The following is an 18,061-nucleotide window of genomic DNA, read 5'->3' as shown; positions in this document are numbered from 1 at the left end:
AGGTCGTCGTGCGTCAGCGGATGCCTTCGCGGCGGAGGCGTTGGGCGAGCTGTGCGGTGACCTTCACCAGGAGCTCGCCCACCTTCCGCGCTTTCGCGTCCGTCGTCTGCTCGATCGGCATCGAGCAGCTGATCGCGTCCGTGCCCGGGATCCGGTAGGGCACCACCGCCGCCACGCAGCGGATGCCGGGCGTGCCCTCCTCGATTTCCGCCGCGTAGCCGCGTTCCTGCGCCGTCGCGCACGCCTCCAGGACGTCGTCCAGCGACACCAGGGTGTTCGGCGTGAGCGCGGGGAGCGGGTCGGGGAGGAGTTCGGCCACTTCTTCGCCGGTCAGCTCCGCCAGCAGTGCCTTGCCCAGGGCGGTGGCGTGCGCGGGCAGCGTGCGGCCGATCTTGGACGTCAGGTACGTCGAGTTCGCCGACTCGCGGGTTTCCAGGTAGATCACCTGGTTTCCGATCAGGCGGGCGTAATGCGTGGTGAAGCCCGTCCGTTCGCGCAGCTCTTCAAGCGCTTCGGTGGCGTAGCGGATCGCCGGGTCGCGGTCGAGGTAGGCCGTGCCGCAGATCAGCGCGCGGACGCCGAGCCGGTACCGGGTGTTGCTGGAATCCGCCTCCAGCCAGCCCGCGTCGAGCAGCGTGCGCAGCAGCCCGTGCAGGCTGGAGCGCGGGAATCCGGTCTGGACGTGCAGATCGGACAGCGACAGCCAGGACGGTTGCGCGGCGAAGGTCTCGACCAGGTCGATCGCGCGGCGGGCGGACTTCACGCCGGCGGCGTCGGTACCGCCCGCCGCGCTGGAAACATCGGCCGGCTGAGGCATCCCGGCATCCTCCTTCGCAGACGGCAGTGCCACGATCCTAGCCAGCCGAACGATCCGTTCGCATACATGAAACTGTTCAGGCAGTTGCCTGAGCTGAGGTGGTTCCTCTTCGTTCTTGTCTTTGAAGCGGCGCAGCCGCTTAGCCCACCTGAGCAACCGGCACCGCCGCGGGTTCTCAGGTGTTTTCTCGCGAGGACAGCCCCGACGTGGTGAATTGGCATTCATGATGTCGGGGATCCCACAGCGAGAAGGCGCCTGAGGTTCCGCCACCCGCACCGCCAAGCAGAACGAGCCTGGAAACAGTTAGTTCAGTTCGGCTCGCCGAGGGCGGCGGTGGTGAACGGGCCGCCCAGGTAGCGGGCCGGGGCGTCGGACGGGGCGGCCTCCGCGGCGAACCGCTCCGAGTCGTCCTGCGGGCGGTAGCCCAGCTCCTCCGCCTCGGCCAGGGAGCAGACCCCGCGGGTGTTGGCCGAGACACCCCAGATCACGCGGTAGCCCGGCGACGGATGGTCCAGGCACGCCTCGAAGAGGCGGCCCGCGTCGTCGGGGGAGAGCCACAGCGACAGGGCGCGCACGTCCGCCGGGCGCTCGAAGCAGGCGCCGATGCGGATGCAGATCACGTCGATGCCGAACCGCGAGTGGTACAGGCTGCCCAGCGCCTCGATCGCGGCCTTGCTCACGCCGTAGTAGGTGTCCGGCCGCGCGGGCGAATCCGCGGGCAGGCCGTCCGGCCCCGCGTCGGCGACCAGGCGGAACCCGGCGGCGTGGTTGCTGGAGGCCAGGATCACCCGGCCGACACCGGCTTTCCGGGCCGCTTCCAGCACGGTGCACGTGCCGTCGATGTTCACCGCGAGGGTCTCCGCCCACGAGTTCTCCCGGCTGTGGCCGCCGAGGTGCACGATCGCGTCGACGCCCTCGCAGGCGGCGGCCATCACGTCCGGGTCGGTCAGCGTTCCGGTGACCGCCTCGATGGCTTCGCCGGGCTCCGCGGGCGCCAGCGGCGCGCGGTCGAGCAGCCGCAGGACGCGGCCCTCGCGGCGCAGCCGGGACCGCATCATGGTGCCGACGATCCCGGCCGCGCCGGTGATCAGAATGCGTTGCTGCAACGTGGCTTTCCCTTCTGCGTCTGCTGGTCGGCATGCCGGCCCGCAGCGCCCAGACGCCGGTTGACATGTGATCGCGGTCATACTAGCGTCCTCCGGCAGATTTCCGATAGTCGAATTAATTCACAAATCCATTCTCCATTCAAGTATGTGAACGCCGGAGGGATCGGCCCAGTGCATGCTCTCGACTGGACAACGGTGTGCGGTTACTTCGGCCTGATGCTGGTCATCGGCTGGTGGTCGCACCGCAGGGTCAAGACCGACAAGGACTTCTTCATCGCCGGCGGCCGGATGCCCTGGTGGCTGGCCGGGATCTCGCACCACATGTCCGGCTACAGCGCCGTGCTGTTCGTCGCCTACGCGGGCGTGGCCTACACCGACGGCATCACGGTCTACTTCTGGGGATTCGCCAGCATCGGCATCGGCGTGGCCATCGGATCGTGGCTGTTCGCCGCCCGCTGGAACCGCCTGCGCGCCCGCTTCGGCGTGGCGTCGCCGCTGGAATTCCTGGCCCGCCGCTACAACATCCCCACCCAGCAGGTGCTGGCCTGGAGCGGCTCGTCGCTGAAGGTCTTCGACGTCGCGGCCAAGTGGTTCGCGGTGGCGGTGCTGCTGCACTCCTTCGCCGGGCTGCCGCTGATCTGGGGCATCGTCATCACCGGCACCGTCACCCTGCTGTACTGCACGGCCGGCGGGCTGTGGGCCGACGCGCTGACCGACTTCGGCCAGTTCGTCATCCAGGCGGCGGCCGGGATCGTGATGATCTGGGCGGTGCTGGCCGAACTCGGCGGCGTCTCCGGGTTGTGGACGCTCTGGGACCGGCTGCCCGCGGGGCACACCTCGCCGGTCACCGGGCAGTACACCACGGTGTTCCTGCTGGTGTACGTGCTGGTGAAGACGCTGGAGTACAACGGCGGCATGTGGAACCTGGCGCAGCGCTACATGGCCGCGCCCGACTCCCGCGCGGCCCGGCGCGGTGCGGTGCTCTCCGCCGCCCTGTACCTGGTCTGGCCGCTGGTGCTGATGTTCCCGATGTTCGCCGCGCCGTTGTTCGTGCCGGACCTCGCCGACCCGACCACCTCGTACGCGGCGATGACGCAGGCGCTGCTGCCGCCGGGCATGATCGGGCTGGTGCTGGCCGGGATGTTCTCGCACACCATGGCCATGGTCGCCTCGGACGCCAACGCGATCTCCTCGGTGATCACCCGCGACATGCTGCCGGTGCTGTGGCGGAAGGCACGCGGGTTCGACGAGTTCCAGCGGTTGCGCACCGGACGCATCGCCACCTTCGGCTTCATCGCGCTGAGCATGGTCGTGGCCACCCAGGCCGAGCACCTCGGCGGCGTGCTGTCCATCGTGGTCTCCTGGGTCGCCGCGCTGATGGGCCCGATCTCGGTGCCGCTGCTGCTGGGCATGCTGCCGTGGTTCCGGCGGTGCGGCTCGCGGGCGGCCATCGTGTCCTGGGCCGGCGGGCTGCTCACCTACGGTGTCCTCTACTACGGCCTCGACGCCGGTCCCACCGCCACCGTCGCCACCCCGATCCTGGTGTCGCTGGCGCTGTACGTCGGCCTGGGCCTGATCGCCTCGGAGCGCACCGAGCAGATCGACGAGATGCTCGAAGCCCTGGACCAGGAGTCGGCCGCGGCCGCACCGGCGGAGGTGGGCTGACGTGCACGTGACGGGTTACGCCTATCCGTGGGACGTGGGGCCGGGGTTCGCCGACCGGGTGCGGGATCTCGGCATCGACGAGGTCGCGGTCGCGGTGTCCTACCACAGCGCGCGGGCGGCGACGCCGTGGTCGGAGCAGGGCGCCAGCGTCACCGCCCGGCACGCGGCGCTCTACCGGCCGATCCGCGACGGGTGGGGCAGGCTGCGGCCCGCGCCCGCCGACTGGGTCGACTCCGCCGACAGCGCCGGAGACGCGATCCGCGCTCTGGCGGCGGCCGGGATCCCGGCCGCCGTGTGGCTGGTGCTGACGCACAACTCCTTGCTGGGAACCGAGTTTCCCGAATTTGCGGTGCAGAACTGTTTCGGGGAGACCTATCCATGGGCGTTGTGCCCGGCTCAGGAGGAGGTGCGGGCGTTCGCGGCCCGGCTGACCGCGGAATCCCTGGCGGAGCTGGATGTCCGGTCCGTCGTGCTGGAGGCGTGCGGGCAGCTCGGCGCGATCCACCAGCACCAGCACGAGAAGACCGACGCGGTGTGGTCGCCCGCCGCGGCCCGGCTGCTCTCGGTGTGCTGCTGCGCCGCGTGCGCCGCCGGCTGGGCCGAGCACGACGTGCTGCCGGAGGCCGCCCGCGCGCTGCTGCGCGAGGAGATCCGGCGGCTCATCGCCGAAGGCGACCTCACCGCCACCGAGGACCGGCTGCCCGGCGAACTCCGCGCGGCGTTCCTGTCGACCCGGCAGCGAGCGACCGACCGGCTGCGGAAGGACGTGCTCAAGGAGATCGGCGGCGACCGGCGCGTGGTGCTGCACGGCGCGATCGACCCGTGGGTGACGGGAGCGCTGCCGGGGCTCACCCCGCAGGCCGCCCACGACGTCGACGCCGTCGTGCTGCCCTGCTGGGTGCCCGGCGCGGCGGCGGTCGGGAACGTCGCCGCCGCGGCCGGATCGATACCGGGCACAGTGGACATCGGCGCCTACGTGACGGCGGCCGGGCCCGAAGTGCCCGATATCGCCGGGTACGTCCGGGAACTGGGGCGGGCCGGCGCCACCGAGCTGCACCTCTACCACCTCGGGCTGGCCGGGCCCGCCCGCTGGCCGGACCTGCGCAGAGCCGTCGAGCAGGCCCACGGCCGGTCGGAATGAACCGGGAGGAGCAGCGATGTCGTGGAACCGCGGGGGCGCGGCGGGAACGACACCGGTCGCGAATTCGGGAATTGCCGCGCGAATTGCGAATCAGCCCGCGGCCACCCGGAAGTCGCGGAACTGCGCGTGCACATCCCGGCTCGGGCCCCAAGAAGTGTCGTGACCGCCGAAGAACGTGGAGAAGAAGATTCCCGAGAACGGGATTCCGGCGACGTCCTGGATGCCCTGCTCGTGCAGCACCTCCTGGCCGTCGTACCGGATCGCGATGGTGCCGCTGTTGCGGTCCACCGACTGCTCCACGGTGTGCCACTGGCCGTCGGCCTGCCACGCCCACGAGCCCAGCCCGACGTCCTTGCCGTAGCCGTCGCCCTGCGACGGGTCGTAGACGTACACCGTGGCCTTCGGCTCGTCGCTGCGGAGCCGCCACATGTACCGGGTCGACCACGCGTCGCCGTGCTGGCCGCCGCTGGCCTGGCCGGGCGGCCCGCCGTAGAGGCCGGGCAGCTTGCCGCCGCGTTCGCCGAAGTCCCAGTCGCTCGGGAATCGCACCTGGTAGCTGAGGTTCAGGACCGCGGCGTCGGCCAGGTCGTCGCGGCCGATCGAGCGGAAGTCGGTGTAGAACTGCCCGCCGCCTTCGCTCGGGCAGTCACCGCACGACGGCGCCGACGAGCCCTTGCCGTAGAACACGTCTAGCTCCTCGCCCTGCGGCCGCATCCGGTCGAAGCCCCAGTCGCCCTCGGCGACGAAACCCCACCGCTGCTTCCAGGAATCACCGGGGAAGTCGGCGAATCCGCCGGTCCACGGCTCGGCCGCCGGCGCGCCGGGAGCCGCGGCCGCGGGCAGGGCGGCCAGCGCCAGCACGGCCGCCAGCGACAACCCGGCCAGACCGCTCATCCGCCGGAAAGCACGTCGTTTCATCACGTCGTACACCTCGCATCCGATTCGACGTCGACCGGGCGGCGGTACGGTCTGCCGGGAGAATCCCCGCAATCGCAAAGCAGACACCAGAAAAGGGCGGTCGGTCAAGCCCGGCAACGGTTTCCGCCCCGAATTTCCGGTGCCGTTCAAGAATGTGATCGCGGCATTGACGATTTTTCCGCGCTGCGCCACCCTGTTCGGCGTCGACCGGTTTTCCCGGGCAGTGGCCGACCGCCGCACGACCGGTTCCGGCGGCGAAGGGCATCGTGCTCGACCGATCCAGCAACAACGTGATCGACGATGTGGCCGGGCCACCGGCTCCGACACGCCCGGGCAGCCCGACCGCAGACGGCCGATTGCGGCTTCCAGCTGCCGCACGACGAGCGGTGCGGCGACCGGCGCAACGAGGTCTACCGGGACAACACGGTGCTCAACGCCGGGGCGTCTATAGGCCACCGATCCGGTTACAAAACAGGGCCGGTTCGGTGAACTTTTACGTTCCGTACGCGATGTGCTCGGAGTTACGGCTAGAACGCGTGACTCCGATCTCGATCGAGTGATCTTGATCCGATACAGTGCGTTCGCACCAGGGGGACACGGACGTGGAAGTGGAGAGGAGCGCCCCGCCGACACCACTGCGCCATGACACGCGTCCGCACGACGTTCAATCGCCTCGCCCGGGCGCGGGCGAGACAAGACGATGGAAAGTGCTTGGAAGTGACAACCCAAAACGAGTCTTTCGCACCCCCTGGAGAAGCGAGGAGACGCCGGGCGAAACGCTCCGACACCTCGATCAGATCCCGGCTCACGTGGGCGGTCGCCATCCCGTGGGTCGTCGTCGGCGTCCTCTGGGTCTTCGGCTGCTCGCTGTTCGCCTTCGAGGCCATCTACACCCAGCAGGTCGCCGCCAGCGTCCGGCAGATGTCGCTGCCCGCGGTGACGGCCCTGGACCACGTGCAGCGGGAACGCCTGCGCAGCCTCGAAATGATCACGCGGCCGGGCACCGGCAGCGCCGAACTCGCTGCGCAGCAGAAGGAAACCGACGAGGCGCTGGCCGCGATGCAGGCGGAGGCCGGTTCGCTCATCGACTCGGCCCCGGTGGAAGTCCAGCAGCCGATGCGCGAGCTGACCGGCTACTTCGAGCGGCTGCCCGACCTCCGAGCCCGGATCTCCAACGGCCAGGCCTCGGCCAACGAGATCAACGAGTTCTACAACGGGCTGTTCGACACCGCCACCGGCCTGTTCGACGTCCAGTCCCGGATCGTGCCGGACCCCGAAACGCTGCAGGGCGGTCTCGCCGCGACCTCGCTGTTCCGGGCCTCCGACATGTTCTCCCGGGAGGCGGCGCTGGTCGGTACCGCGCTGACCGCCAATGAGCTGACGCCTGACCAGTACCGCCTGCTGGTGAACTACATCGACGCCCACCACACGACGATGGCGGTGAACGCCAACAGCGTTCTGCCCAGCGTGCGGGCCGACTACCAGCGCCTGGTCGAAAGCCCGGCCTGGAAGCAGCTGGTCGACGCCGAAAACCGGATCATCGCCGGGGGCTCGTTCAAGGGCGGCAACCCGCCGGTGCGGCCGGACGAATGGCAGCGCATCACCAACGAGGTCGGCGCCGGCATGTCCGACCTGGTGTTCAAGCAGGCCGACGAGGTTTCGCAGGGCGGTGTCGCCAGCGGTACGGACACGCTGTGGAACGTGCTGTGGGGCAGCCTCGCCGCCCTCGCCGTCGCGGTCGTGTCGTTCCTCTTCGCCCGCCGCGTCTACCGCACGGTCGTCGACGAGGCGCTGCTGACCCGGCTGCAGGACCTGCGCACCGAGTCGCTGGCGATGGCCGAGAAGCTGCCCGACGTCGTGCGCCGGCTGCGCGACGGCGAGTCCGTCAACGTGGAAACCGAGATGGCCCCGCTGGCGCACTACGGCACCGACGAGGTCGGCCAGGTGGCGCAAGCCATCCAGCTGTTCCAGGAGGAAGCGGTCCACGCGGCCGTCGGTGAAACCCGGGCCCGGCAGGGCGCGCGAGTGGTGTTCGTCGGCATGGCGCACCGAATCCAGCGGCTACTGCGGCACATGCACGGCACCATCGACCAGCTGGAGCGCAACGAGGAGAACTCCGCGCAGCTGGCGAAGCTGTTCGACCTGGACAACTCGACCACCCGCGCCCGGCGCACGGTCGAGAACCTGCTGGTCCTCGGTGACCAGCAGCCGGGCCGCCGGTGGAGCCGGCCGGTCGCGCTGATGGACGTGCTGCGCTCCTCGGTCTCCGAGATCGACCAGTACTCGCGCGTGGTCATCGGGCACGTCCCGGAGGTGATGGTCAACGGCGCCGCCGTCGGCGACGCGATCCACCTGATCTCCGAGCTGATCGACAACGCGACCGCGTTCTCGCCGCCGAACACCCAGGTGCACGTGGACGCCACCGCGGTGGCGCGCGGTGTCGCAGTCGACATCGCCGACCAGGGCCTCGGCATGGACCCGGGGACCCGCGACCGGGCCAACTCGATGATGTCCGAGCCGCCGGAGTTCGACCGGCTGGTGCTGGAGAACAACAAGGCCGAGCAGCTGGGCCTGTTCACCGCCGCGCGACTGGCGCACCGCCGCGATATCGCCGTGGAGTTCGGCATCTCGGCCTACGGCGGAACCCGCGCCACGGTGCTGTTCCCGGACCGCATCCTGGAGGCCGACACGGCGGTCACCACCAGCAACGGTGGCGGCGCGTTCCCGCCGCCCAGCAATGGTGGGAACGGCGCGCTGAACGGCAACGGGAGTGGCAGCGGTCACATCAACAGTGGCGGCAAACACCAACTCGCCGAACCGGCGGTGGTGCCGCGGCCGCGGGAGTTGAGCTGGAATGGTGTCATGACCGACCAGCCCACCCAAGCGCCCTCGGCACCGGAGCCGAAACCGGCTGAAACCACTTACGAGTGGCCCGCGTCGGAGCCGATCCCGCAAGCGAACCCAGCCACGACGCAGTTCGAGCCCCTGCCGCCGGAGCCGACTCCGGCCCCGGCCCCGATGCCTTCATCGGAACGGCGGCGGGCCGCGGGTGGCCGTCCGCCGCTGCCCAAGCGCGTGCCGCAGACCCACCTCGCGGATGGGCTGCGGGACGACCCGGACCAGGAGGAGCAGGCCATCGTCGCCTCTCCGAGCAAGCTGGCGGGCTTCCGGCGGGCGTTCCGAGGCGGCTTCGGCGACACGCCCGACGACCGCTCGTGAGCAGACCAGACAAAAAGCAAGTGTGTGTGAGGTGGGCATGACGGAAACAGCTTCGAAACTGAGTTGGTTGCTGGACGACTTCGTGCAGGGCGTGCACGGTGCGGACCACGCCGTGGTGTTGTCCAACGACGGTTTGGTGATCGCCAAGTCGGCCGGGCTGGACCGCGACTCCGCCGACAAGCTGGCGGCCGCGTCGTCGAGCATGCGCAGCATCGGCAAGGGCGTCAGCAAGGACTTCGGCCGCGGCGTGGTGGCGCAGACGCACGTCGAGATGGAGCGCGGCTTCCTGTTCATCTCCGCCGCCGGCAACGGCGCCTGCCTGGCCGTGCTCAGCGCGTCCGAGGCGGACATCGAGCTGGTGGCCTACGAGATGGGCCGGCTGATCACCCGGGTCGGCACCTTCTTGTCGGCCGCTCCGCGGGAACTTCGCGGTGTGGCGGCGGAAAGGTTCTGACCGTGGACGAGGCGTGGTATGACGATGAAGCGGGCCCGATAGTCCGCCCGTACACGATCACGCGCGGTCGCACCCCCGGCAAGCACACGCGTCTCGACACGGCGACGCAGGTGATCACCGCCGAGCCGCGTCCGGAGGCACCGAGGCTGGAGCTGGCCCCCGAGCACCGGCTGATCCTGGACGCGTGCATGCGTCCGGTGTCGCTGGCGGAGCTGAGCGTCATGCTGACCCAACCGTTGGGCGTGGTCCGGGTCCTGTGCGGCGACCTGCTCGACCATGGCGCCGTCTTCGTGCGCTCGCCTCGTACAGAAGTCAGCCGAGACATCTTGGAGCAGGTTTACCGTGGGCTTTGCAGACTCTAGATTGGCCGGAGGCCGGTCACCCCAGAACGGAGACGGCGGCTCGTCGTCCGACCGCGGCGGCGAGTCCAACGCGGCGCCGATTCCCGTGAAGCTGGTCGTCGCGGGCGGTTTCGGGGTGGGGAAGACGACCCTCGTCGGTGCGGTGAGCGAGATTCCGCCGCTGACCACCGAAGAGGAGATGACCGTCGCCAGCGAAGGCGTCGACGACCTCACCGGCGTCGAGCGCAAGGAGACCACCACGGTCGCGCTGGACTTCGGGCGCATCACCATCTCGGAAGAGATCGTGCTGTACCTGTTCGGCGCGCCGGGCCAGAACCGGTTCTGGCCACTGTGGAACGACCTGGCGCTCGGTGCGGTCGGCGCCGTCGTGCTGGTCGATACCCGGAAGCTGGAAGAGGCGTTCGCCTCGGTGGACTTCTTCGAGCGGCGCGGCATCCCGTTCGTGGTGGCGGTCAACATCTTCGACGACGCGTACCACTACGAGCCGGAGGAGGTGCGCGAGGCGCTGGTCATCCCGCCGGAGGTGCCGATCGTGATCTGCGACGCCCGCGACCGCGAGCTCGCGAAGAACACGCTGATCACGCTGGTGCGCCACGCGATCGACCGGGCGCCGGCGGACGTCGGCTGAGGTGTGCGGTGAAAAAGGGGCGTGGCCGGGATCTTCCCGGCCACGCCCCTTTTTTCGGTGTTCAGACCGCGATCGGTTCGGTGCGGCAGCGGAAGTGCCGCAGCACCTGCGGCGCGTGGCTGATCCGGTAGCCCGGCACCCGCTCGGGGTTCTTGGCGATCCCGGCGAGGATGTCGGCCACGTACTCCAGGTGGCTGTGGTCGTAGACGCGGCGCGGCAGCGCCAGCCGGACGAGTTCGAACGGCGCCGGGGTGACCAGCTCGTTGTTCGCGTCCAGCTCGCCGAGGTACAGCGAACCCAGCTCGGCGGCGCGGATCCCGCCCTCCCGGTACAGCGCGCAGGCCAGCGAGTGGCCGGGGAAGTGGCGCGGCTGCAGGTGCGGCAGCAGGCGGCCCGCGTTGAGGTAGATGCCGTGCAGGCCCGACGGGCGCACCGTGTCCACCCCGGCTTCGCGCGCGCGGTCGGCCAGGAACGCGGCCTCCCGCTCGCGGTCGGCGAGGTAGTGCGGGTCCAGCACCTCGCGCAGGCCCTGGGCGAGCTGCTCCAGGGTGTGGCCGGTGAGGCCGCCGTAGGTGTGGAAGCCCTCGGTGGCGATGATGTCGACCTCGCAGCGGTCGGCCAGGTCGGTGTCGTGCAGGCCGATGAACGCGCCTTCCGGCGACAGGCCGTCCTTCTTGAGGCTCGCCACCGCGCCGTCGGCGAGCTCGAACGCGCGCCGCGCCACGGCCCGCGGGCTCCACTGCTCGTACCCGGGCTCCCGCTGGGTGACCAGCCAGGCGTTCTCGGCGAAGCGGGCGGCGTCCAGGATCAGCGGCACGCCGTGCGCGCGGGCGACCGCGCTGATCGCCTCCAGGTTGGCCATCGACACCGGCTGCCCGCCGCCGCCGTTGTTGGTGATGGTGACCAGGATCTGCCCGACGCGGTGGCCGTCCGGCCCGGCGAGGACGTTGCGCACCGCCTCGACGTCGATGTTGCCCTTGAACGGCAGATCGGCGTCGAGGTCCTGCGCCTCCGGGCAGGGCAGGTCCCACGCCGCGGCGCCCAGCCGCTCCACGTTGGCCCGGGTGGTGTCGAAGTGGGTGTTGCTGAGGCTGATCTTGCCGGGGCCGAGCAGCGCGGTGAACAGCACTCGCTCGGCGGCCCGGCCCTGGTGCACCGGCATCACGTGCCGGTACGGCACGATGTCGCGCACCGATTCGCGGAACCGGTAGTACGACTCCGCGCCCGCGTACCGCTCGTCCGCCCGCTGCGCCCAGGCCTGCTGGTCGATCGACACCGCGCCGGTGCCGGAGTCGGACAGCAGGTCGATGCTGACCCGGTCGGCCTGGATGTTGAACGGGTTGTGCCCGGCGCGGTCCAGTTCTTGGATCCGCTGTTCCCGAGTGGTGATCGGGATCGGCCGCACGACGGCGGCGACGAATGGGCGGAGGTGCGGCATGTTGGCGTTGCTCCTCAATGGATTTTGAGTGGGTTACCGGTCCCGCCGGGGCGTCCCGCCGTACGCCTCGGAGGAGACGTACACGGTGGTCCCGGTCCGGTTCGGGCTCAGCCGGAGCGACACGTGCGCGAGCAGGCCCGCGTTGTCCTCCAGCCGCCGATCCGTGACCGCATCGATCACCTCGTCGACCACGGCCGGGTCGATGCGGTGCATGCGGAGGTGTTGCTGCACCCGTTCCCGCGCGACGGCGTCGTTGGGCACGTAGTCGCGGATCGGCAGGTAGAGGCTGTAGTTGCTGGGCTTCTCGTGGTCCCCTTCGACGAAGGAGTAGCTGGAGATCAGCGGCCGGCCGGTGAAGACCTCGGTGCCGGGGGCGAGCACCGAGCACAGGTGGCGCGCCAGCGCCGGGTCGATGCAGGGCACGGCGGAGGCGGCGAACTCGGCATCGGCGGGCCGCGCGGCGTGCTGGCTGACGTAGAGCTTCACCCGTGACTGCGGGCTGTGATCCAGGTCGACGGCGAAGAACGTCAGGCGGTCGAGCTCGCCGCGCCGCAGCGCGTACTTGCTGATCGTCGAGTAGGCCTCGGGCAGCCCGAGGCGGGCGAACGCCTCTTCCACCAGGTGCGGGGCCGACTCCGCGCCGCACACCTCGGGGTTGAAGTACACCTTGAACTTCGGCGCGCCGTCGGGGGTGAAGATCAGCGAGAACCACCAGGAGAACTTGCCCTGCGGGGAGGCGCTGGAGAAGAGGTCCTGCACGGAGCGCAGCCGGTCCAGGGACAGGTCGTAGCGGCCGGCCAGGGCGTCGATCAGGTCGCGGGCGGCCTGCAGGTTCGCGGCGGGGCCGGGGACTGCGGGGATGGTCTCGGCGAGGATCCGGAGGTGCCGCGAGCCGTTGTCCTCGAACTGGACGGAGAACTCGACGGGGGTGTTGTCGTCGGCCACATCGGACGGCCACAGGGGAGGCTGGGACAGCGGTCTGGACCGGGTGGCGGAGAGGACGTCCCCGAGTAAGCGGACGGGATCGGTCTCATCGATGCCCACTATGCGACAGAGGTTCTGCAACTGGTTTCCGGCTACTTCACCCAGCGTGGCATCGACAGCGCGCATTGGAACCCCGATCCGTGCGATTTCGTCATGCGACAAGTTTCGGATTCAAGTGACGGCCGGTCACGATAATACGCCGATTGCAGGCTCGCCACCCCTCGCGGGGTGATCTTTCGCATCCCCTAATCCACCTGAAGGAACTCGACGCGAATACGTAGCGTTACGGCAGCTTGTGGACACATCTCCGAGATCAACTTGTAATGAAACGAAGGTTCACGAAGCGGATTGAAACTGCTAGGGACTCCAATTGGAACTCTCGCTAATCACGGCCGGTAACTATTTCGAAGTTCATCCTGACTTGACTGTTCGGGGAGACCGTGTTCACGTCCGATTGGTTGGCTAAATCAACAATGGATTGGTCGTAATGTCGACAATCTCGACAATTGCGAACCGGAATCCGGGTCGGCCCCGGCGAGTGGTGGGCCCGCCCGCCGGGGCGTCCGGTGTCACCGGCCGAGGTGCATGCCGCCGCTGACGTGCAGGACCTGACCGGTGATGTGCGAGGCATCGGCCGAGGCCAGGAACGCGATGAGCGCGGCGACCTCGTCGACGCGGCCGAGGCGGCCGTCGGCGGACCGAGAGGCGACGAACTCCCGGCGCGCGGCGGGGAAGTCGCCGCCGCGGAAGAAGTCGGTGCCCTCGGTCGGGCCGGGGGAGACGACGTTGGCGGTGATGCCGCGGGTGCCGAGCTGGAAGGCCAGTTCGGACGTCCAGGGCTCCAACGTGGCCTTGACGGCGCCGTAGCTGCCCTGCCCGGATCGCGCGGTGACCGAGCCCAGGTTGACGATGCGGGCGTCGTCGGCGAGCCGGGGCAGCAGGGCGTGCGTGACGAGCACGGCGCTGAGCACGTTCGCCTCGAAGTTGGCGGACCACGAGTCGCGAACGGCCTTGAGGTCGTCCGAGGCCGGAGCGCCGTCAACGAGATCGGTGTTCCCGCCGGCGGCGTTGACCAGCACGTCGACCCGCTCGGGGAGCTCGCCCAGCGCGGCCTGCAAGGCGGCCGGATCGGTGGCGTCGACCGGCACCGCTTGCGCGGCCGGGCCGAGTTCGGCGACCGCCTCGGCGAGCCTCTCGGGGCGCCGGCCGAGCAGCACGACCTGATCGCCGGCGGCCACCAGGCGGGAGGCGGCGGCGCGGCCGATCCCGGTCCCGCCGCCGGTGATCACTGCATTGCGAGGCATGCTTCCTCCTAGTTCTTTAGGTCTAAAGAAGGACCCGATGCTAGCTCTTCTTTAGACCTAAAGACAACCGATCTAGACTGGGCGCATGAGCAGCGACGCCGTGGACGAGATCGTCGACCAGTGGGCGCGAGAACGCCCGGGCATGCCGGTGGACTCCATCGGGGTGGTCGCCAGGATCCTGCGAATAGCCAAGCTGCTGACCGACGAGCGGCGCCGGGTGCTGGCCGAGCTGGGCATCGACAACGCGATCCTCGACCTGCTCGCCACGCTGCGCCGCGCCGGATCGCCGTACCGGCTGAGCCCGGCCGAGATCGCGGAGAACTGCCTGGTCAGCGGAGGGGCGATCACGCAGCGCGTGACCAGGGCGGAGGAGTCGGGCCTGGTGCGGTCGCAGCGGTCGGCGTCCGGCAAGCGGACGGTGACGGTCGAGCTGACGTCGCGAGGGCACCAGGTCATCGAACGGAACATAGAGGTGCTGATCGGCCGGGAGCGGCAGCTGCTCGCCGGGATGCCGGCCGACGATCAGCGACAGCTGGAGGGGCTGCTGCGCGACCTGCTGGCCCAGATGAGCCGGGACTGAGGCGAGCTCACTTCTCCCGGGGCACGCGACCCATCAGGAAGAACTCGTCGTTCGGGCGAAGCGCCATCAGGTGCGCCAGCCGGTTGGACATGGCGAAGAACGCGGTGATCGCGCCGATGTCCCAGATCTCGTCGTCGGACAATCCCGCAGCGTGGGCCGCAGCGAGCTCGCGCTCGCCGAAGCGCGCCGAGTCCTGCGCGACGGACAGGGCGAGGTCGACGATGGCTCGCTGCCGGTCGCTCAGCGACGCTCCCCACGGGTTTGCGGCCACCAGGTCCGCGAGCTGGTCGTCCTTCGCCCGCACCCGGAGGATCGCGCCGTGCGCAACGACGCAGTACGTGCAGTGGTTGGCCGCCGAGGTGGCCACCACGACGAGTTCCCGCTCGGCCTTCGACAGGCTGGAGTCGCGCTCCATCAGCGCGTCGTGGTAGTCGCAGAACGCGCGAAGCTCGGCCGGCCGGTGGCCGAGCGCGAGGAACACGTTGGGCACGAACCCGGACTTCTCCGCGATGGCGCCGATCCGGTCCCGGAGGTCCTCGGGGAGGTCTGTCAGCGGAACCGACCCGAACCTGCTGATCTCGTTGCCCATGCGGGCACGGTATTACTGCGGCGGCGAACAGTCGATGGCGTCGGGGCTGAGGTCGGACGGGCTCCGGTAGACTTCCCCGGCCAGGGGCGAAGAGTGGAAGCGAGAGTCTTGATGGCACGTGATGGGGACCGTGGCGGTTCTTCGGGGGTCCTGAGCCGGATCGATCGGTTCGTCTGGATCCCCGTGGTGCCGATGCTGGTCCTGGCGTTGGTGACGACGCTCATCGGAGTGCCACTGCTGGGCTTGATGCTGCTGATCGGCGCACTGGTGCTGGTGGGCTTCGACCTGTGGGTGAACAGTCGCCGCAAGTCCTACCGCCCGCGCCGCGAGCCGGAACCGCCCCGCCGCCGCGAGCCCGCCCGAGAGCCTGCCCGCAGGCCGGCGCGCCAGGCCCCGCCCCAGCGCGCGGCAGCCCCGCGCGGAGGCGCGGCCCGAAACAACGCAACGCGCGTCGCCAACCAACCGCGACGCAACCCGGCAGGTCAGGGGTCCAGGCAGCAGCAGCGCCCCGCAGGTGGCCGTCCCGGACCCCGCCGCTGACCGTCACCCGCCCAGTCGCTTCGGGGCGGGGGCGAGCAATCCCCAAGCTCCCGAACATCGGCAGTGCGACGGTGCCGCTTGAGGCCCGCAAAACAGGGCCCGGACGGTCGCAGAGATCGTTTTTCTATTGCGGTGGCGAATGAACCGGCCGTTGATCAAGGAGAAGAGCGCGGGCGACGAGATCGCCACGACAACAGTGTCGGCCGATCTTGCAAGGGCGCGACGGTTCGGATTGATCACGACGCGGATCTTCTCGTCACTACGTTCGAATCACGGAGCGTTAACTGCTGTTGAGCGGCCCATTGCTGTTCTCGGCGTCATTGGCTCAAGTGGCGCTCTAGTAAGCCTCAAGCGTCAACTGAAACGATCTGAACTGCATTCAGGCGTCATGGTTCGCCCGCCGGGTCCCGTGGTGCGGGGATGAGTTCCCGGAGGTGTTCGCGGTGTTGGGTGGGTAGTGCTGTGCCGCCTGGTCTGGGTGTTCGTCTGGGGTCCACTGTGGGTGGTGGAACGAACTGGGGCCTCCCGTCGCGCATGGTGATGTCCCAGCGTTGGTTGTGGAGTGTGCGGTGGTGATGTGCGCAGAGCATGACCATGTTGTTCAGGTCGGTGGCTCCGCCGTCGACCCAGTGTTGGACGTGGTGCGCTTCCGGTGTCCCTGGCGGCCGGTCACACTCCGGGAACGCGCACACGCCATCGCGGCGGAGTAGCGCGACGCGGATGTGGGTGGGTGCGGTTCGTTTCGCCCTGCCGACATCCAAGGGCAGGCTGTCGCCGTCGAGGACGATGGGCAGGATTTCGGCGTCGCAGGCGATGCGTCGTGCGTTGTGGGCGGTGATGGCGCGTTCGGTGTTCAGCGTGCCGGGCATGCCGTCCTCGCCGATGACCTCCAAACCCCGCTTCAAATCGTCGAAGTCGATCGCGATGGTCATCTGCGGCCGCTGCCCACCGGTGCGCGGCATCCCGTCATGGTCCAACGCCAAATCCAGCAACGCCGCGAACCCATCGGCATTCCGCTGCCCGGCCGTGCGAGGATCCTTCTCCCCGTCAACCTCGGGCCGGGGTGCGGCGAGGGGCTCGATCAACGCGGCGAATTTCGCCCCGGTCTCCCGGTCCAGTCGGGCTTTGATGACGGTCATGCCGTCCCGGGTGGTGCCGTAGTACAACTCGCGTGCTTCGTGCTGGGTTTCCTCGTCGCGGTGCGCGCCGTCTTGGTCGAGGAGGTAGCGGATGCGTTCGGCGAGTTTCTCCAGTTCCCTCGGCGACATCGCCCGCGCATACCCGGCGAGGGTTGATTCGACCTCGGCGACCTGGTGGCAGCGGGCGTAGTCGGGCAAACGGCGGACGCTGTTGACGATGACCCGCGCGTGCTCCAGCCCGATCGCACCTTCCGACAAGGCGGCGGCGGTGTCGGGGAGGTCGGAAGACATGAGCTCGCCGTGGAAGGTTTGCCGGTCTTCGACGTTGCGGGCGACTGTGACGCGGGTTTTCGCGTCGCGCGGGTCGATGTTGAGCAGTCCTTGCAGCCAGACTTGCAGTGATCGGGCGGTGGTCTCGGTGTGAATTGCCCGATGGTCGGCTTCGGCGATGTATTGCAGTTGTTCCCACATCAGCACCCGCATCTCCTTTTCCAGTTCTTGGATGCGGGCCGCGAGTTCAGAATCGGTGCATGACATCGCCGACTGTTGAGGCATGGCCTGCACAGTCGAGTCCTGGGTGTTCAGCAGCGGTGTCATACCTCCATTCTCCTGATTCGAACGAGTGTTCGCACTGTTTTTATGGTCGCTTGATCAGGTGAAACACCCGACCGCGGGTCGTGAAAACCGAGTCGTGTCAAGGGAAACGGTCACGACACGCCGAAGGCGACCCTATCCACCGCCAAACCCGCGCCGCCATCAGTCATGCGCGCCGCACCCGGCGACCAGGGCTGATTTCCCGCGAAGTCGCTCCATCCCGGCAACGGCCCGACCCCGGTGACGGATCAACCCGAAGCCAAAACCCCACCAGCCCCGACCAACCCGAAAACGCCCACCCCGCAACGCAAGCCGCGAACGAGCTAGCCCGCTCTGGGCCATCCCCGCGATACAAAGCCGCTCTGGGGCTGCGGGTCGGATGTCAAGCCGTTTACCCCCGTAGGGGCGGCCGCGAGGCCGGGCTTGACCTCCGTCCCGCAGCCCCCACAATCCGCCCATCGCGGGGATGGCCCCAAAAGATGCCGAACCCCTAAGAGTTCCTAACAGAGGGTTTTGGTGTGTCGGTAGCAGATGATGCATGTGGCCAGGCCGAGGAACGCTTCGTGGATGTCGTCGCGGCGTT

The 18,061-nt window shown here is 69.1% G+C and carries 16 protein-coding genes; 8 read left to right on the top strand and 8 right to left on the bottom strand.

What is annotated here, in order from left to right; genetic code table 11:
- Positions 1-13: 13 nt before the first annotated feature.
- Positions 14-817 carry an IclR family transcriptional regulator gene (locus AC07FN_RS35360; RefSeq protein ID WP_478399545.1) on the bottom strand — a complete coding sequence of 268 codons (804 nt, stop codon included), beginning with the start codon at positions 815-817 and terminating at the stop codon, positions 14-16.
- Between the two features lie 308 nt (positions 818-1,125).
- A complete protein-coding gene (locus AC07FN_RS35355) occupies positions 1,126-1,875 on the bottom strand; it encodes an NAD-dependent epimerase/dehydratase family protein (protein WP_478399580.1) in 750 nt (249 codons plus the stop codon).
- Between the two features lie 219 nt (positions 1,876-2,094).
- Here AC07FN_RS35355 and AC07FN_RS35350 point away from each other — a divergent pair, with 219 nt between their 5' ends.
- Complete coding sequence (locus AC07FN_RS35350; RefSeq protein ID WP_478399544.1) at positions 2,095-3,588, top strand: sodium:solute symporter family protein; 1,494 nt, start codon at positions 2,095-2,097, stop codon at positions 3,586-3,588.
- A gap of 1 nt (position 3,589) precedes the next feature.
- Positions 3,590-4,729 (top strand): hypothetical protein, encoded by a 1,140-nt coding sequence (locus tag AC07FN_RS35345; protein ID WP_478399543.1) that lies wholly within the window; start codon positions 3,590-3,592, stop codon positions 4,727-4,729.
- Positions 4,730-4,819: 90 nt separating this feature from the next.
- On the opposite strand, the gene AC07FN_RS35340 is transcribed toward AC07FN_RS35345, so the two are convergent.
- On the bottom strand, positions 4,820-5,647 hold the full coding sequence (locus AC07FN_RS35340) for a polysaccharide lyase (protein WP_478399542.1): 828 nt from the start codon (positions 5,645-5,647) through the stop codon (positions 4,820-4,822).
- Positions 5,648-6,364: 717 nt separating this feature from the next.
- On the opposite strand from AC07FN_RS35340, the gene AC07FN_RS35335 reads away from it, so the two are divergent.
- From AC07FN_RS35335 to AC07FN_RS35320, 4 genes are all read left to right on the top strand, one after another.
- A complete protein-coding gene (locus AC07FN_RS35335) occupies positions 6,365-8,866 on the top strand; it encodes a sensor histidine kinase (RefSeq protein ID WP_478399541.1) in 2,502 nt (833 codons plus the stop codon).
- A 37-nt stretch (positions 8,867-8,903) separates the two neighbouring features.
- Entirely contained in the window at positions 8,904-9,320 is a 417-nt protein-coding gene (locus tag AC07FN_RS35330; protein WP_132481011.1) for a roadblock/LC7 domain-containing protein, read from the top strand.
- 2 nt (positions 9,321-9,322) lie between these two features.
- Positions 9,323-9,682, top strand: a complete 360-nt coding sequence (locus AC07FN_RS35325; protein ID WP_093259859.1) for a DUF742 domain-containing protein — start codon at positions 9,323-9,325, stop codon at positions 9,680-9,682.
- Positions 9,683-9,761: 79 nt separating this feature from the next.
- On the top strand, positions 9,762-10,310 hold the full coding sequence (locus AC07FN_RS35320) for a GTP-binding protein (RefSeq protein WP_397527200.1): 549 nt from the start codon (positions 9,762-9,764) through the stop codon (positions 10,308-10,310).
- 61 nt (positions 10,311-10,371) lie between these two features.
- On the opposite strand, the gene AC07FN_RS35315 is transcribed toward AC07FN_RS35320, so the two are convergent.
- The 3 genes from AC07FN_RS35315 to AC07FN_RS35305 all read right to left on the bottom strand — a co-directional run bounded on the left by AC07FN_RS35315 (position 10,372) and on the right by AC07FN_RS35305 (position 14,036).
- Positions 10,372-11,748: a tryptophanase gene (locus AC07FN_RS35315; protein WP_478399540.1), complete on the bottom strand. Its 1,377-nt coding sequence runs from the start codon at positions 11,746-11,748 to the stop codon at positions 10,372-10,374.
- A 33-nt stretch (positions 11,749-11,781) separates the two neighbouring features.
- On the bottom strand, positions 11,782-12,792 hold the full coding sequence (locus AC07FN_RS35310) for a tryptophan dimethylallyltransferase family protein (protein ID WP_478399539.1): 1,011 nt from the start codon (positions 12,790-12,792) through the stop codon (positions 11,782-11,784).
- Between the two features lie 509 nt (positions 12,793-13,301).
- A complete protein-coding gene (locus AC07FN_RS35305) occupies positions 13,302-14,036 on the bottom strand; it encodes an SDR family NAD(P)-dependent oxidoreductase (RefSeq protein WP_478399538.1) in 735 nt (244 codons plus the stop codon).
- Between the two features lie 85 nt (positions 14,037-14,121).
- Here AC07FN_RS35305 and AC07FN_RS35300 point away from each other — a divergent pair, with 85 nt between their 5' ends.
- Positions 14,122-14,616 carry a MarR family winged helix-turn-helix transcriptional regulator gene (locus AC07FN_RS35300; RefSeq protein WP_478399537.1) on the top strand — a complete coding sequence of 165 codons (495 nt, stop codon included), beginning with the start codon at positions 14,122-14,124 and terminating at the stop codon, positions 14,614-14,616.
- 7 nt (positions 14,617-14,623) lie between these two features.
- On the opposite strand, the gene AC07FN_RS35295 is transcribed toward AC07FN_RS35300, so the two are convergent.
- Positions 14,624-15,205 carry a peroxidase-related enzyme gene (locus AC07FN_RS35295; RefSeq protein WP_478399536.1) on the bottom strand — a complete coding sequence of 194 codons (582 nt, stop codon included), beginning with the start codon at positions 15,203-15,205 and terminating at the stop codon, positions 14,624-14,626.
- A 111-nt stretch (positions 15,206-15,316) separates the two neighbouring features.
- Between AC07FN_RS35295 and AC07FN_RS35290 the strand changes: the two genes are divergently transcribed.
- Positions 15,317-15,745, top strand: coding sequence for a hypothetical protein (locus AC07FN_RS35290; RefSeq protein ID WP_478399535.1), 429 nt, complete (start codon positions 15,317-15,319; stop codon positions 15,743-15,745).
- 386 nt (positions 15,746-16,131) lie between these two features.
- Here AC07FN_RS35290 and AC07FN_RS35285 read toward each other — a convergent pair whose 3' ends face one another.
- Positions 16,132-17,481: an HNH endonuclease signature motif containing protein gene (locus tag AC07FN_RS35285; RefSeq protein ID WP_478399534.1), complete on the bottom strand. Its 1,350-nt coding sequence runs from the start codon at positions 17,479-17,481 to the stop codon at positions 16,132-16,134.
- Positions 17,482-18,061: the final 580 nt, after the last annotated feature.

The organism is Saccharopolyspora sp. NPDC045941, assembly GCF_056431445.1.
The sequence above is the reverse complement of the archived record's forward strand: the minus strand, read 5'-3'. Positions and strand labels throughout refer to the sequence as shown.

What these genes read in the sequence shown, in the direction of transcription:
- AC07FN_RS35330 (WP_132481011.1), top strand. Translation starts at nt 8,904, where the DNA reads ATGACGGAAACAGCTTCGAAACTGAGTTGGTTGCTGGACGACTTCGTG.
- AC07FN_RS35355 (WP_478399580.1), bottom strand. Translation starts at nt 1,875, where the DNA reads ATGATGCGGTCCCGGCTGCGCCGCGAGGGCCGCGTCCTGCGGCTGCTC.
- AC07FN_RS35285 (WP_478399534.1), bottom strand. Translation starts at nt 17,481, where the DNA reads ATGACACCGCTGCTGAACACCCAGGACTCGACTGTGCAGGCCATGCCT.
- AC07FN_RS35290 (WP_478399535.1), top strand. Translation starts at nt 15,317, where the DNA reads ATGGCACGTGATGGGGACCGTGGCGGTTCTTCGGGGGTCCTGAGCCGG.
- AC07FN_RS35300 (WP_478399537.1), top strand. Translation starts at nt 14,122, where the DNA reads ATGAGCAGCGACGCCGTGGACGAGATCGTCGACCAGTGGGCGCGAGAA.
- AC07FN_RS35360 (WP_478399545.1), bottom strand. Translation starts at nt 817, where the DNA reads ATGCCTCAGCCGGCCGATGTTTCCAGCGCGGCGGGCGGTACCGACGCC.
- AC07FN_RS35295 (WP_478399536.1), bottom strand. Translation starts at nt 15,205, where the DNA reads ATGGGCAACGAGATCAGCAGGTTCGGGTCGGTTCCGCTGACAGACCTC.
- AC07FN_RS35340 (WP_478399542.1), bottom strand. Translation starts at nt 5,647, where the DNA reads ATGAAACGACGTGCTTTCCGGCGGATGAGCGGTCTGGCCGGGTTGTCG.
- AC07FN_RS35315 (WP_478399540.1), bottom strand. Translation starts at nt 11,748, where the DNA reads ATGCCGCACCTCCGCCCATTCGTCGCCGCCGTCGTGCGGCCGATCCCG.
- AC07FN_RS35305 (WP_478399538.1), bottom strand. Translation starts at nt 14,036, where the DNA reads ATGCCTCGCAATGCAGTGATCACCGGCGGCGGGACCGGGATCGGCCGC.